The sequence below is a fragment of the Nostoc sp. C057 genome, assembly GCF_013393925.1.
In the GTDB taxonomy this organism is placed as follows: domain Bacteria; phylum Cyanobacteriota; class Cyanobacteriia; order Cyanobacteriales; family Nostocaceae; genus Nostoc; species Nostoc muscorum_A.
Genome location: NZ_CP040281.1, coordinates 5,635,608 through 5,649,722 on the forward strand (window position 1 = coordinate 5,635,608; position 14,115 = coordinate 5,649,722).

The following is a 14,115-nucleotide window of genomic DNA, read 5'->3' on the forward strand; positions in this document are numbered from 1 at the left end:
GAATACTTTCTTCCAGCGATAAGATAATTTGATTTTCTAAGTTATATATTTTTAATAAAATTTGCAAAAAATAAATCGTTTGGAAGAGCCTATATATTTATGCCCTTACCAACGTATTTATAACAGCAATTTCGTACAGTTGTATTATTTTACCCTCAAATCCACATAAAAACTTTTCTATGAATGGCAAGTAGCCTATTATTGCTCCTAGTATTACTTAAGTAATTTTACTCATAAGAATTGGTAACTTGACTTTTTAAAATCAGTCTTTTATTTAATACTATAAATTGTAAAAAGCTCGTAAAGAAAAGCTTAATAATTGATTAATATTATATTTAATCGTACTATTATTAAGTATGGGAGTACAGTTAAATTTGATTTATTAATATCTTTGACTACATTACATAAGTCAATTTTCTATTAATTTTACAGTTTAAATGTACTACCGTTTTAGTTTATGGTAATAATTGTTGGTTTTTATTTAAGATAATCAGATAATAGGTAGCAATGACAGTACAATTCTTCAATATAGATCAGCCATTGCGCTCACACAAAGTTAGACGAATTTTGCTAGTTGAAGACCATTATCTCAATAGATTGTTACTGAGTGACTATCTAAGTTACTGTGGATACGATGTCCAAAGCTTATCTGAAGGCTCTACTTTTTTCTCGACAATAGATAAATTTAAACCAGATTTAATGTTATTAGATTTGAAGTTACCAGATATTGACGGTTATTCGCTCTTAAAACAAGTCCAGCAAAAACCTGATGTGTCAAAAATACCTATCATTGTAGTTTCCGCTTTTGCTTTTAAAGCAGATCAAGAATTAGCTATGAGTTTAGGCGCACGCCGATATTTTGTCAAACCTCTAAAACTCAAGGATCTTATACTTACAATTGAAAAAGAGTTGACTTGTTGCCATAGATAGTTTTTTTTACTTGGCATACCTTTATTCGGCTTTTTGCTCTTCAATAAACTCTTCAACTTGCTGACTAATATGTTGTACAGAAGTGCCAATTGTTAAAATTTTATTTTGTACTTGTGCTAACAGCAAAACTGCGGTTTGCAGCTCATTGAGCGTTTCAGCCATAGCTTCACGGTACTGGGCTTCAAAGTCTTGTAGGTTCATAGTTTAACTGTTACCTTAATTATTATCATAACTATATTTATAATCATATTCGTAAATATAACTTCCTAAATCCGTTAAATCGCTTAATGTTTCAATTTGAATTGATAATCAAAGTTAGTGTTTATTGGTAATTAATCTCGCTGCATTTATATAAGCATATATTTCAATTTTCATTAATTTTAACTAAGAACATATAAAGTTAATAACTCAATAAAATAAATTTTTAAATAATTAAATTTTATCTCTATTAAAATATTAATTATAAATTCAAAAAGCCAAGTTTTGATTCTGGCAGTAACAGATGACAAATAAGATAATAGCTACATAAACTCTTATCTGCTCCAAAATTGTGATCTGTGCAGCAAGGCATCTAGTAAACTGTGATGGAAGTTACTTACCTTTCTTTACAAGGGGATTTTGCCCCAAGTCTTGTTGGTGGCAGGATTTACGTCAGCTCATAAACCAAGCAAGCTGTGGGTACTCCATTGGATAACTCGTAGGTAGCCGCAGAAGTATCTATAGACTAAAAATATCTTTACTTTATATTTAATTGATAATTACTCTATGAAATCGGCACGAAAAAAGAATTTTTCTTAAAATAGAGAAAGATTACCTAATTTTGGTTGTGACAATATCTACTCAAATACTACCACTGGTTAAAGAGCCGGAACGACTGGAAAATCGTCTAGCCGAAATTCCACCGGAACCGGGGGTTTATTTCATGCGGGACAACAGCGATCGCATTATATATATAGGTAAGTCACGTAAATTGCGATCGCGTGTTCGTTCCTATTTCCGCGATGGCTACAACAAGACTGAACGCATCGCTACGATGGTTAAGTTAGTGACAGAAATTGAATTCATCGTCACTGATACTGAAGCTGAAGCTTTAGCGCTAGAAGCCAACTTGATTAAGCAGCACCAGCCATATTTCAACGTGCTGCTCAAAGATGATAAAAAATATCCCTATCTCTGCATTACTTGGTCAGAAGATTATCCGCGAATTTTTATTACCCGTAAACGTCAATTCGGCAAAGAAAAAGATAAATTTTACGGGCCTTATACTGATGCTGGTTTATTGCGAGAGATTGTCCGCATCTGCAAGCGCATATTCCCACAGCGACAACGACCTCAACCACTTTTCAAAGACCGTCCGTGCTTAAATTATGATTTGGGGCGTTGTCCGGGTGTGTGTCAAAAGCTGACTTCACCAGAAGAATATCGCAAAATTGTGCAAAAGATCGCGATGGTATTCCAAGGGCGAACTCAGGAATTGATTGATATTTTGACTCAACAGATGAATACAGCAGCTGAAGACTTGAACTTTGAGTCAGCAGCGCGGATTCGCGATCAAATTTCTGGGTTAAAGTCGCTGACTGCTGACCAAAAGGTATCCTTACCAGATGATACAGTTTCACGAGATGCGATCGCACTGGCAGCTAACGAAGAACACGCCTGTATTCAACTATTTCAGATTCGCGCTGGACAATTGGTAGGGCGTTTGGCTTTTGTGGCTGATGCTCATGCAGAACCAGGAGCTATTTTACAACGAGCTTTAGAGGAACATTACCAAACTGCTGACTCGGTGGAAATACCCTTAGAAATTCTGGTACAGCATGATTTACCAGATAGCGACATATTGGCAGATGTCTTAACTCAACGCAAAGGTAAAAAAGTCACGATTTTGACTCCTTTGCGGCAAACGAAGGCAGAATTAATTGAGATGGTAGAGCGAAATGCTCAGTATGAATTGCAAAGAATGCAGAAATTTGGCGATCGCAATCACCAATCAATGCAAGATTTAGCTACCATTCTCGATTTACCAGATGTACCCCATCGCATCGAAGGTTATGACATTTCCCACATTCAAGGGTCAAATGCTGTAGCTTCCCAAGTTGTGTTTATCGACGGTTTACCCGCCAAACAGCATTATCGCCACTACAAAATTAAAAATCCCACTGTGACGGCGGGACATTCAGATGATTTTGCTAGTCTTGCTGAAGTTATTGGGCGACGCTTCCGTAAGTATGCGGAAGATCCACAGTTGTCACGTTTGGGTAATCCAGATTGGCCTGATTTAATCATGATTGATGGTGGTAAAGGTCAGTTATCTTCAGTTATCGCCGTTTTGCAAGAGATGAATTTATTAGAAGACTTGCGAGTTGTGAGTTTAGCAAAGCAGCGAGAAGAGATTTTTTTACCGGGAGAATCTAAACCCTTGTCAACTGATGCAGAACAACCGGGGGTACAGTTGTTGCGGCGATTGCGAGATGAAGCGCATCGGTTTGCAGTCAGTTTCCATCGTCAGCAACGCAGTGATAAATTGAAGCGATCGCGTTTAGATGAAATTCCTGGCTTAGGACATCATCGACAAAAGCAGCTACTAGGGCATTTTCGCTCAGTTGATTATATTCGCCAAGCAACAACCCCACAACTCGCCGAGGTTCCAGGAATTGGGCCGCGTTTAGCTCAAGAAATTTACGATTATTTTCATCCTGCTTGAGGAGACTAATAGCCTGTCAAATTTCAATTTATAGGTAAAAAATTTTGTAGTAAATAATTGAGTGCTTAGACAATAAAATCGCCGTCTCTTCCCTTAACCGAACCGTATTAGTTCCACTCTCACAGAGAATTCAGTTAAGGTTGTCTGCGAAAATTTAAGATGTGTAAATACTGTAAATTTACGGTATCTCATAAGTATGCTAATTTTGATTAAATTATTTCACTAGAATTTAACCTCATAAATCTTGCTAGCAAAGATTAACTAAATCTTAAGATAGAAATTTTGTGACTAAATATACAGTAATTTATTGGTTTTAATTTTTGAATACAAGAACGGCTTTTTTTGTATTAGTCTGAAATGACTATAAACAGGTATCTCTCAAGGCATTCGTCATAGGGATCAGTAAATCACTAAGCGGGATTTAATTAAAAAATAATTTATGTATCTAAAGTAGGAGGGTAAGATCACTTAAATTCTAGGATAATATACAAAGATATCGAAAATTTTTCAAACCTGAAATTTTGTTTAAAATAATCAGCCAATATTAAGGTCGTTTGTTAACTTGGGTCAAACCAAAATTATTGCTACTTTAACTGGCAGTCTTCTCAAATAAAAAATAAATTACAACCAGGGGTTTTAAAATGCAGACAGTACAAAAGATTTACTGCCCAAATTGTGGCTGCCAAGCAGAACGTTATTATATTTCTGATAGTCAATTAACTCGAACACAATGCTCTAGTTGTGACTACTTGATGATTAGTTGTACTCGTACTGGCAAAGTCATTGAGGCTTATGCACCAGGAATTTATGCACAACGCTAGATAATAAAAATTAAAAATTGGAGAATGTTTTCTCTAATTTTTAATAATAAAGTCACTTATGATAAATTCTGAAGGCTTTACAAGTTCTTATTCTGTTGTCTGAGTTGTTGCTGTCGTCTCTGTTCTTGTAATCTAAATTCTTGTTGTTGTCTAATTTGTTGATCTTGTCTGAGTTGTTGATCTTGTATTCTCAGTTGTTGCTGTCGAGAAAATTCTTGCTGTTGTATTCTCAGTTGGTCTTGTTGTAGTCTAAATTGTTGCTGGCGGAGCATTTCTTGCCGTTGTCGTGTAAATTGTTGCTGTTGTATTTTCTGTTGTGGTTGTAGTAGTTGAGGTTGTTGAAGGTTTTGCCGTAGCCATGTTTCCTTCATTCGTTCTTGTGTTTGCTGATTTTGCTCTTCTTGTTGTTGTCTGATTCTTTCTTGCAATGAATCTTGCATCTGGGGATTCGTCTGAATTATTTGGGCATTAGCAGGAAAACTAATCGATAAAGCTTTTCCAAGCACAATCAATAGTAGCCATGCTTTAAATATCGACAAGCGATTTAACATACAGTTATTTCCTCATTGTTATAGGTTGGATTTAGCGATCGCTAAATCCTTAAAATTTCAACACAATTACCCTATACAAGATAAATACAGGGGCTTGGAATAGTTCACTAAAGCTAATATTTTATTTACTGTTATGGGTTTGTGCGATACTTACATCTGACTACGCCAACGTACTTAATATTCTTCAGCCCATAACGTTTTCGAAATATCAGTGCATTGAGAATAGCTTGCTAAATCAAGGTTATATCTAGTGCATTATGTTGATTTTGCATAAAACTCTCGCTTTTGAGATATTCATCACTAATTAAATTATACATTCAAATTTTTTACATGGGTTGTCGGATTTCCGTAATCCATCTACCTGATACGGTTCAGTTACGAAGCTTTTCAAGTACTTGCACTACACCATTTTTTGGTCTATATCGCCCGTCATAGTCTAAATACCTGAAAACTTCTCTATAAAAGGATTTCAGGCGATTGCACACCATAGATAAACAGAGATAATTTCTTAGATATATCTGTGTTTATCTGCGGTTTCATATTCATCCATAAAATTGACTACAACAAGTTTAATTCTTACTTGCTCTCAATTGTCCGCAAGCAGCATCGGCTTCTAAACCACGGGAATAACGCACACTAACAGCAGTATTTTGTTGCTTAAGGACATTGACAAATGCTTCAATGCGATCGCGGTTGGGGCGTTTATAGTCTACTTCTTGGATGGGGTTGTAAGGAATCAAATTCACATGACATTGAAATCCTCGCATACATTTTGAAAGTTCTAATGCGTGTTCTGGTAAATCGTTGACACCAGCCAGGAGAACATATTCAAAGGTAACGCGCCGTCCAGTGATTTCTACATATTCTCGACATTCAGCCAACAACTCTTCTAGAGGATAGGCGCGGGCGCTGGGGATGAGTTTTTCTCGCAGCGCTTGGTTAGGTGCGTGGAGACTAACCGCGAGAGTGATTTGCAAATTATTTTGCGCGAACTCACGAATGCGATCGCGAATACCAACTGTAGAAACTGTCAGCGATCGCTGTCCTATACCAATATCTTGATTCAGAGATTTCAGGGCTGCGAGGACATTTTCAGTATTCAACAACGGTTCACCCAGTCCCATGAACACGACATTGCTAACCCGTTGCTGAAAATCTTCTTGCACAGTCAACACCTGATCGATAATTTCATGTCGTGCTAAGTTGCGCTTGTAGCCTCCCTTACCAGTAGCGCAGAAATCACACGCCATCGGGCAACCTACTTGAGTAGAGACGCAAACTGTCAAACGGGCTTTTGGGCCTTCTCCCCTTTCTGCGAAGGTGGGAATACCAACAGTTTCAATAATTTGGCCGTCTGTTAATTGTAAAAGATATTTGACTGTGCCATCGGGTGCTTCAGAGCGGTAGTGTAAAGTTGAGCGCCCAATGGGGACTGCTGCTACTTCTTTGCGCCATTGCTTAGAGAAGACAGAAATATCAGCTAGCGATCGCACTCCCTTATCATAGATCCATTCATGCAGTTGCTTTCCTCTGTAAGCAGGTTGTCCTTGTTGCTGCACCCAAGCGCTTAACTCCGCCAGAGAAGCACCGAGAAGGGGAGGGATTAATTCTGATTTTTCTGGGTTGTGTGAGTCAACCTGAGATACAAGAGGCGTAGCAGACATAAAAAAATCACGAGTTGATGTAGGATCTCTATCCTACACCTGCCAGATCAAGTTAGTCTTGACCAAAGAAGACGGGGAATTATCCAAAGGTTGTACCGTTCCAGCCCCACATCGCTCCCTTAGCGTCTGCAAACTCAATGTAAATGCGATTTTTCGGCACACCTAGAGTTTGGTTAATCTGCTGGCAAAAGTCTTGACTCATCGCTGCGGTTTGGTCTGGCTTCATTGCGCCGATGCTCTTAATTTCAATGTAGCAAACTGGGTCTGTATTTCCCGCAAAAGTCATAGGAATTTCTGGCTCAAAAGCAGTCATTACATAAGATTCTGGTTTTCCCAAATGTTTTGCTAACTTGGCAGATAGGTTTAAAAGCATTGACTCAATTTCAGCTTTTTGAGGAGCAGACACAGAAGTTTGCACTTTAATTAATGGCATATTACCGAATTAGAAATTAGGATTTTATTCACACTGTTAAGTTTATCGAAATGCAGAGTACAGTTTAATATTCTAAAATCTTTTGCTAATAAGAATTTAAGGGTCTTTTTCCCTAGTTGCAGTTTTTTTGATACTACTGCCAATAACGCTAACCTTAAAGGTTATACCTGACTTTTTAGGCAACCATCCTATTTGTATAGCTTGTTTTATCCATAATGCTACGTCTTTTGGTGTTACTTCGCTATTAATGAGGCTGTAACCTTGTGGATGAAACCTATCAGTAATAATCACTAATACTGAGCCAGCCTCAGTAGCGTGTTCTACTGCAACATGAAGATGTCCATCAGTATAGTCTGCTTGTAGGTTGGTAGCTTGTCTTCGGATTAGCCAGATGAATGGTTCTCTATCAACTATTATTTTTCTTGTACCTTTTTTCGGTATTGACATCTCTATTGCTATATTTCTTGGACTACTCTGAGCGAAATAGATGACTATGTTCGGGATGATATAAACGCGATCGCCCTTTTGCTGTTGAGAGGGCTGGACTGATTATATAAAGTGTGGTGCGAATTAGTTTTTCTTTATGAGTACATTCCGCCATTTCATTCAGGGGGACAACCTTAATTTTCTCATCGGGCCATCCAATACGAAAGCAGATTGCAATGGGGGTTTCGGCTGGATAGTGTTCGAGTAGTTTAGCTTGGGCATTTTCGACGTGACGCGCACTGAGATATAAGCAGAGGCTAGCCTGATGTGCCGCAAGAGTAGCTAATTCCTCATTGGCGGGAACTTCTGTACGTCCACTAATACGGGTCAAAATGATGGTTTGGACTAAACCGGGCACAGTTAGTTCTACTTTGAGTTTGGCAGCAGCAGCTTGAAAAGCGCTGATACCTGGGATGACTTCAAAAGGAATATTTGCCTCTGCGAGGAGGTGCATTTGCTCGTGGATGGCGCTGTAGAGACTAGGATCGCCAGAATGGAGACGGACTAGAGATTTTTGCTGCGATCGCACCCTATCGATCATAATCGGCAAAATCTCTTCTAAAGTCTGATTCGCAGTTCTAATTATCTCCGCATCTTTTCGGCAAAGTTCTAAAATCTGTTCGGGTATTAGAGAATCAGCAAATAAAATCACATCAGCAACAGCGAGTAGTTTCTGCGCCTTCACCGTCAATAAATCCGGATCTCCAGGGCCTGCTCCGACAATATACACAGATGGTTCTATGGCATATAGCGTTTTTTTATAACTCAGGTTTTCTGTATATTCACTTTTAAAAGAACCCACGGCAATCCCTCAAAAAACTTTTTTGATATTTTCTCAGTATCTTTCCGGATTCACCCTCTTTCCCTAGTAGAGAGTAATGGTAGATGCACCCTGGTTAAGCCCTAGAAAATATTCTGGGGCATTTTTTATTTTTAGATATCGGGAATTGGGAATTGGGCATTAGTTATTCTTTCTTCCTCTGCTTCCCCTGCCCCCTCTGCCCCCTCTGCCCCCTCTGCCCCCTCTGCCCCCTCTGCCCCCTCTGCCCCCCTCTGCCTCCCCTGCTCCCTCATCCCCTCATCTCTCCATTCCCCTTGGGAGTAGGCACTACATCAGGTAAAGGGCGTTTGAGTAAGTAAAGCCAAGCTAATCCAACTAATCCAAATAAAATTCCTAGACTGCTGACTACTTGTGCCATTCGTAATGGCCCCAGCATCAAGCTATCAGTACGGAAACCTTCAATCCACAAGCGTCCTAAGCTGTAGGCTGGCCAGTAAACTAAAAACAGAGTGCCTACCTTTAAACGTGGCTTACCGGATAAAGACCGGAAAAACAACGTTATGAGTAGCGTAAAGACCATTAAATCCCACAGAGATTCATACAAAAAGGTGGGATGGAAGTAATCGAAACTAGCATATTCTAAAGGACGATGGTCTGGTGGAATATACAGCTTCCAGGGTAAATCAGTAGGATCGCCAAAAGCTTCAGAATTAAAGAAATTGCCCCAACGTCCGATCGCCTGCCCTAAAATCAGCGAAGGTGCTACTAAATCTGCCAGTTGCCAGAAAGAAACCTGCTTGATTTTGGCAAAGATTAACGCAGCCAAAACGCCACCAATAATTGCTCCATGAATGGCAATACCACCTTCCCAGATAGCAAAGATTTTTCCTGGAGTTGGGGCATATTTTGACCATTCAAAGAAAACATAATATAGCCGTGCGCCGGGAATTGCCCCAATCAACAACCAAAAAAACAAATCGCCTAGTAACTCAGGATTAACATTACGGCGCTTTGCCAATTCTTGAGAAAGGATTACGCCAATTAAAACTGCTGTGGCAATCAATAAGCCATACCATCGGATACTTAGTGGCCCTAATTTCACCAGAATAGGTCCTGGAGAAGTAAATTGAAACGCCAAGGGCAAGGTGGAAAAATCCAGTGCCATGAGAAATTACCTAGAAAAGTTTGTTAACGACCCGCGCACTTTGCTAAGTACGGGTTTTTTTACATCTCGAATACTGAAACTACACTTAAAATCCAGCATCCATATTTAGGAGTCTAATTCCTAACGCCTAGTTGAGCATAACTTGTGTCACAAAAACAATTGAGTTTAGCATTCTTGCTCAGAGCGCAAGATGGTAGATTTGAGTAAGTTACACAAAAGAGTTTCGATATAATCACCTAAACAACTTTGATATATCTAAAATTGTGATTGCTATTTATCCTGGTAGCTTCGACCCCATCACCTTGGGACACCTTGACCTCATTCAGCGCGGTAGTCGCCTGTTTGAGCGGGTAATTGTCGCTGTACTGCGGAACCCAAACAAAACGCCACTTTTTAGCGTGCAGCAACGGTTAGAGCAGATCCGTCTTTCTACACAACATCTACCTAATGTAGAAGTAGACAGTTTTGATGGTCTTACCGTAAACTATGCCCAAATGCGACACGCACAAGTTTTGCTTCGGGGTTTACGGGCTGTGTCAGATTTTGAAGTGGAACTGCAAATGGCTCACACCAATAAAACTCTTTCTACCCAAATAGAAACAGTTTTTCTAGCAACCTCAAATGAGTATAGTTTTTTAAGTAGTAGTGTGGTAAGAGAGATTGCAAGGTTTGGCGGCTCTATCGATCATCTCGTTCCCCCACACATTGCCCTAGATATATACCAATGCTACAATCACAACTCTCCAATGTTGAACCCAATCTCAACGGAAGCAATCCCCCCCCTGAAGAATATCTCGGTGGAGAGGGAAGCATAGATATTCAGCAGGAACTCAACCGCCTAGAGGAAATAGTTCTCTCTAGTCTCAGGATTCCTCTGACGGGACGCACTCTCATAGATGAAGAAAAGCTGCTGGAACAGCTTGATTACATCCGGCTTGCTTTACCATCGCTTTTTCAAGAAGCAGCAGCCATCCTTAACCAAAAGGATGAAATTCTGCTAGAAGCGGAAGAGTATGGACAGCAGGTTGTTGATGCCGCGCAAGCGAAAAGAGCGCAAATCTTAGCTGAAAGCGATATTATTCAACAGGCTGAACAAGAAGCTGAACAACTGCGGCGACAAGTGCAACAAGAGTGTGAGGGAATAATGCAAGAAACCCTCGCCGAGATTGAGCGTAAGCGGTATGCTTGTCAGCAAGAGTTAGAGCAAATGAGGCAAACTGCGATCGCTCAGGCTCAAGATATTGAAGATGGTGCCGATCAATATGCTGATGGCATTTTGGGCAATATCGAACAGGATCTCAAAGATATGTTGCGAATTGTCACCAACGGACGACAACAATTGCAAATTGATAACCTCACCCAGCGCAATTCACCTCCCGGTAAAAAAAGATAGAGGTTCTAACAAGAGATGAGGAAAAATTCTAAGTTGGGTTTCGCTATTGCTTAACCCAACAATTTTTGCAATTCTCACAAATCAAATATGATTGCTATATTTATGTTTAAAATTCATCAAAAATGCAATTAATACCTGATTACAGGGTGTAAGTAAAATCTTCTACCAGCATACCGGGAACTAAACTACCTCCTAGTTGGCGACTATCATAAGTGCCTACTTCGGGAATAAATTCTTGAAAATTGGTTAAATCTACTAATTTTTCTCCCCAGAAGCGATAGAGACTTTCATCAAAACGTAAGTTTTCAATGGGAGCAATAATTTCTCCATTTTCCACCCAAAAACAAGCATAACGGGTCATACCTGTGATTCTACCAGTTTGGCGATCGCTCCAATTCAAGTAATGCAAATTTGATAGATACAATCCTGTATCCAATCTCGGAAGAATCTGCTCAAATACTAAATTTCCGGGACTTATTTCTGGCGCACGGAGAGTCTCGGAACCATTAGCACCATTGGCAGTTTTTTGATATTCCTTAGCAGTGCGAGAATTAACCAGAGTGTTTACCAAAAGTCCTTTTTCTATTACAGGTAACTCCGGTGCTGCCATTTCTCCCAATTCATTAAATCGGGGTACTAATCCGCGCTGAAAGTTTTCTTTCAAACTAAATGCTGGCGAAAGCTGTTTTTCTTGACGCGATAAAGCAGCTAAAGCACTATTTCCTTGTTGGATATCAGCTTCGCTGATAGCTCCCCAAGAAAGCATGACTAATAAATCTGCAACCGCAGCAGGTGCAAAATAAGTTTTGTATTGTCCTCGTGGCAGTTCTTTACATGGACGAGCAAGCAATTCGAGTTGTTTTTTAGCTTCGCTAATTTTGGCTATATAAGCAGATTTATTCCAATCACTTCCGGCAAATGTGCCCTTAACGGCTTGCCCAGAGGCGGAAAATAGAGAATAATCTAAGGTAAAAGAATCAGTAGCAAACCAGTGCTTTTGCCCACTGGAATCACCATAACCTTTAATTACTATTCCTCCAGCATATATACCAGTAAAATCTAATTCATTAACTTGTTCTAATACACTTGATACTACTGCTTCTTCTGCCAACAAATTCCCAGAATGTACTTCACGACTGGTATTAGTTCCTGATGGTAAAACTAGATATGGATCGATGGGTAATAGAATCAGTTCGTCGCGTAATTCCTGCAAAGCAGAATATGCTAATTGCCAGTCTAGCTCCCAATTTCCAGTAAAGGGAAACAGCCTAACACTACTGCGTTGATCTGCCATCAGAGTCAGTTCGATCCACCCATCAGCAACACAACCAGTTTGTCGCACTTTCGCATGGTTAAAACGAGTAAATTGACTTCTTTCACTACTGAGTTTGACAGTGAATTTTTCATTTTCTGCTTTTTTTATCAGCAGAGTTTCAATCAGTCGATTAAAGCTGACTTCTAACGCAGATAATTCCTCAATTTTCATGGATATTAAATATTAATAGGGAATAAGCCAGGGGAAAATTAGGAATTAAGAGTTAGGAGTTGAAGAGTTTTTGAACTCAAAACTCATAAGTAGCTAGGCGTAAATAAATTAAAGCTTGTAGTAAGGACTTTAGTCCTCATCATAATTGTTCTGAGCGATAAATCGCTCACTACGAACTAGAATTTTATTTTATATTTAATTATGCCTAACTACTTAAGTACCAACTATTGACTCCTAACTCTTAACTTTTTCAACTTCCTCCACCAAAAACTTCGACATTAGCAAATACACAAACAGGGGAACCATGTCCTACCCAAATGGCCTGATTTGGTTCTCCTTTACCACAATAAGGAGTACCATACATTTGCCAGTTTTCAGCATTTCCTACTTGGATTAAGCTATGCCAAAATTCTGGTGTTGTGGCGCGATAGTTGGGATTGCGGAGGGTTTTAGTGAGTTTACCATTTTCAATTAATTTAGCGTACTCACAACCAAATTGGAATTTGTAACGGCGATCATCAATTGACCAAGATCGGTTAGATTCCATGTAAACGCCGTGTTCTATGCCGCTAATAATGTCTTCAAAGCTAGCGTTTAGAGGCTCTAAATTCAAGTTACCCATGCGATCGATCGCTGGTCGATTCCATGAAGAAGCACGCGCACAGGCTACTCCTGATACACCTGCTCTAGCTTGACTCTCTAGACTGCCCAAACCCCGTTGAAGTACTCCTTCTTTGACCAAATATTCCCGCGTTGCTACAGCACCAGTATCATCAAAGCCATAGCTAGCAAATTCACCAGCCACGGTGGGATCAAAAGTAATGTTCATCAGTGGCGAACCATATACTAGGTTGCCAAAATCACTTTTATTAACGAAGCTGCCCCCAGCATAGTTACGCTCATCCCCCAAAATTCGGTCAATTTCTAGGGGATGCCCGACACTTTCATGGATTTGCAGCATCATTTGATCTGGGGCTAAAACTAAATTGGTACGGGTAGTTGGGCACTCTTCTGCTGTCAAGAGTTCTACTGCTTGTTCGCCAATTTGCCGTACCCGATGCCATAAGTTTTCTTGTTTTAAAAGTTCTAGTCCGCCTTGGTAACAGTTTGCTTGGGAGCCGTTGTTGCTGCGCTGCTGTACAATTGACCCATCTTGGGCGGTGGCTCCGTAATGAGTAGCTATAGATAGAATTTTTTGATAGACTTCTGAACCATTGCTGCTAACAAACCAAGACTCTCTCTCAATGGTGCTAGCACCGGCTATGGTTTGCACAATCTTGTCGTCAACTTTTAGCGTTTGGCAAATACGAACCAGTAAATCGTTGATTTCTCCCGGACTCAAAGCATCAAAAGGTTCAAGGAATGGAGATTTATATTCACCAACGACTTTAGGGCGCTCACTTTCACGAAAGGGATGTATCCACCATTCACTGGCTGCTACTGCCTGTTTATAGGCTGTTTGGGCAGCAGCTTGTAGTGAAGACAGTTCCAGAGAGTTAGTGGCTGCATAACCCAGACAACCGTTGACTAAAACTTCCAGCATGGCTCCAATAGTGAAGGATTTGCCATTTGCCTGGGGTAAGCCGTCACGGACTGAACGGCTTGTAGAAGTCTCCTTTACGGCTCTGATACCGATCCAATCAGCAGGAATGTCGAAACTAGCGATCGCTTTTTTAAGTTCAGACCACATAATTTAAGGAA

15 protein-coding genes are annotated in these 14,115 nt (G+C 39.9%); 5 read left to right on the forward strand and 10 right to left on the reverse strand.

The features are described 5' to 3' along the window. Positions 1-507 precede the first annotated feature (507 nt). Complete coding sequence (locus tag FD724_RS24080) at positions 508-930, forward strand: response regulator (RefSeq protein WP_179074360.1); 423 nt, start codon at positions 508-510, stop codon at positions 928-930. A gap of 21 nt (positions 931-951) precedes the next feature. On the opposite strand, the gene FD724_RS24085 is transcribed toward FD724_RS24080, so the two are convergent. Then, positions 952-1,131: a hypothetical protein gene (locus FD724_RS24085; RefSeq protein ID WP_012410307.1), complete on the reverse strand. Its 180-nt coding sequence runs from the start codon at positions 1,129-1,131 to the stop codon at positions 952-954. Positions 1,132-1,756: 625 nt separating this feature from the next. Here FD724_RS24085 and uvrC point away from each other — a divergent pair. Together uvrC and FD724_RS24095 are read left to right on the forward strand one after the other, a co-directional pair. Further along, positions 1,757-3,634 carry an excinuclease ABC subunit UvrC gene (gene uvrC, locus FD724_RS24090; RefSeq protein WP_114081940.1) on the forward strand — a complete coding sequence of 626 codons (1,878 nt, stop codon included), beginning with the start codon at positions 1,757-1,759 and terminating at the stop codon, positions 3,632-3,634. A 641-nt stretch (positions 3,635-4,275) separates the two neighbouring features. Then, on the forward strand, positions 4,276-4,455 hold the full coding sequence (locus FD724_RS24095) for a hypothetical protein (protein ID WP_012410305.1): 180 nt from the start codon (positions 4,276-4,278) through the stop codon (positions 4,453-4,455). Between the two features lie 77 nt (positions 4,456-4,532). Here the strand turns inward: FD724_RS24095 and FD724_RS24100 are convergent, their stop codons facing one another. The 7 genes from FD724_RS24100 to lgt all read right to left on the reverse strand — a co-directional run bounded on the left by FD724_RS24100 (position 4,533) and on the right by lgt (position 9,535). Then, positions 4,533-5,006 (reverse strand): hypothetical protein, encoded by a 474-nt coding sequence (locus FD724_RS24100; RefSeq protein WP_179074361.1) that lies wholly within the window; start codon positions 5,004-5,006, stop codon positions 4,533-4,535. Between the two features lie 569 nt (positions 5,007-5,575). Beyond that, positions 5,576-6,670, reverse strand: coding sequence for a 23S rRNA (adenine(2503)-C(2))-methyltransferase RlmN (gene rlmN / locus FD724_RS24105; protein ID WP_179074362.1), 1,095 nt, complete (start codon positions 6,668-6,670; stop codon positions 5,576-5,578). Between the two features lie 79 nt (positions 6,671-6,749). Continuing rightward, positions 6,750-7,103 carry a phenylpyruvate tautomerase MIF-related protein gene (locus tag FD724_RS24110; RefSeq protein ID WP_174712461.1) on the reverse strand — a complete coding sequence of 118 codons (354 nt, stop codon included), beginning with the start codon at positions 7,101-7,103 and terminating at the stop codon, positions 6,750-6,752. Between the two features lie 96 nt (positions 7,104-7,199). Next, positions 7,200-7,550 carry a hypothetical protein gene (locus tag FD724_RS24115; protein WP_179074363.1) on the reverse strand — a complete coding sequence of 117 codons (351 nt, stop codon included), beginning with the start codon at positions 7,548-7,550 and terminating at the stop codon, positions 7,200-7,202. Between the two features lie 22 nt (positions 7,551-7,572). Further along, positions 7,573-8,358: a precorrin-4 C(11)-methyltransferase gene (cobM, locus tag FD724_RS24120; RefSeq protein ID WP_179075611.1), complete on the reverse strand. Its 786-nt coding sequence runs from the start codon at positions 8,356-8,358 to the stop codon at positions 7,573-7,575. Between the two features lie 164 nt (positions 8,359-8,522). Beyond that, the gene (locus FD724_RS24125) at positions 8,523-8,663 is read right to left on the reverse strand and encodes a hypothetical protein (protein ID WP_179074364.1); all 141 of its coding nucleotides are present in this window, start codon (positions 8,661-8,663) and stop codon (positions 8,523-8,525) included. Continuing rightward, positions 8,660-9,535 (reverse strand): prolipoprotein diacylglyceryl transferase, encoded by an 876-nt coding sequence (gene lgt / locus FD724_RS24130; RefSeq protein WP_012410300.1) that lies wholly within the window; start codon positions 9,533-9,535, stop codon positions 8,660-8,662. Before lgt ends, FD724_RS24125 begins: the two co-directional genes overlap by 4 nt. A 263-nt stretch (positions 9,536-9,798) precedes the next feature. On the opposite strand from lgt, the gene coaD reads away from it, so the two are divergent. Both coaD and FD724_RS24140 read left to right on the forward strand, forming a co-directional pair. Then, on the forward strand, positions 9,799-10,350 hold the full coding sequence (coaD, locus tag FD724_RS24135; protein WP_012410299.1) for a pantetheine-phosphate adenylyltransferase: 552 nt from the start codon (positions 9,799-9,801) through the stop codon (positions 10,348-10,350). Next, entirely contained in the window at positions 10,260-10,928 is a 669-nt protein-coding gene (locus FD724_RS24140) for a DivIVA domain-containing protein (RefSeq protein WP_179074365.1), read from the forward strand. The genes coaD and FD724_RS24140 overlap by 91 nt, the downstream gene beginning before the upstream one ends. Positions 10,929-11,067: 139 nt before the next feature. Here the strand turns inward: FD724_RS24140 and FD724_RS24145 are convergent, their stop codons facing one another. Together FD724_RS24145 and FD724_RS24150 are read right to left on the reverse strand one after the other, a co-directional pair. Continuing rightward, entirely contained in the window at positions 11,068-12,414 is a 1,347-nt protein-coding gene (locus tag FD724_RS24145) for a TldD/PmbA family protein (RefSeq protein ID WP_179074366.1), read from the reverse strand. Between the two features lie 250 nt (positions 12,415-12,664). Further along, entirely contained in the window at positions 12,665-14,104 is a 1,440-nt protein-coding gene (locus tag FD724_RS24150) for a TldD/PmbA family protein (protein WP_179074367.1), read from the reverse strand. Positions 14,105-14,115: the final 11 nt, after the last annotated feature.

Excerpts from the sequence above, each read along its gene's own strand:
- FD724_RS24110 (WP_174712461.1), bottom strand. The coding sequence starts at position 7,103 with ATGCCATTAATTAAAGTGCAAACTTCTGTGTCTGCTCCTCAAAAAGCT.
- FD724_RS24095 (WP_012410305.1), top strand. The coding sequence starts at position 4,276 with ATGCAGACAGTACAAAAGATTTACTGCCCAAATTGTGGCTGCCAAGCA.
- FD724_RS24115 (WP_179074363.1), bottom strand. The coding sequence starts at position 7,550 with ATGTCAATACCGAAAAAAGGTACAAGAAAAATAATAGTTGATAGAGAA.
- rlmN (WP_179074362.1), bottom strand. The coding sequence starts at position 6,670 with ATGTCTGCTACGCCTCTTGTATCTCAGGTTGACTCACACAACCCAGAA.
- FD724_RS24085 (WP_012410307.1), bottom strand. The coding sequence starts at position 1,131 with ATGAACCTACAAGACTTTGAAGCCCAGTACCGTGAAGCTATGGCTGAA.
- FD724_RS24150 (WP_179074367.1), bottom strand. The coding sequence starts at position 14,104 with ATGTGGTCTGAACTTAAAAAAGCGATCGCTAGTTTCGACATTCCTGCT.
- FD724_RS24100 (WP_179074361.1), bottom strand. The coding sequence starts at position 5,006 with ATGTTAAATCGCTTGTCGATATTTAAAGCATGGCTACTATTGATTGTG.
- FD724_RS24125 (WP_179074364.1), bottom strand. The coding sequence starts at position 8,663 with ATGAGGGAGCAGGGGAGGCAGAGGGGGGCAGAGGGGGCAGAGGGGGCA.
- FD724_RS24080 (WP_179074360.1), top strand. The coding sequence starts at position 508 with ATGACAGTACAATTCTTCAATATAGATCAGCCATTGCGCTCACACAAA.
- FD724_RS24140 (WP_179074365.1), top strand. The coding sequence starts at position 10,260 with ATGCTACAATCACAACTCTCCAATGTTGAACCCAATCTCAACGGAAGC.
- lgt (WP_012410300.1), bottom strand. The coding sequence starts at position 9,535 with ATGGCACTGGATTTTTCCACCTTGCCCTTGGCGTTTCAATTTACTTCT.
- FD724_RS24145 (WP_179074366.1), bottom strand. The coding sequence starts at position 12,414 with ATGAAAATTGAGGAATTATCTGCGTTAGAAGTCAGCTTTAATCGACTG.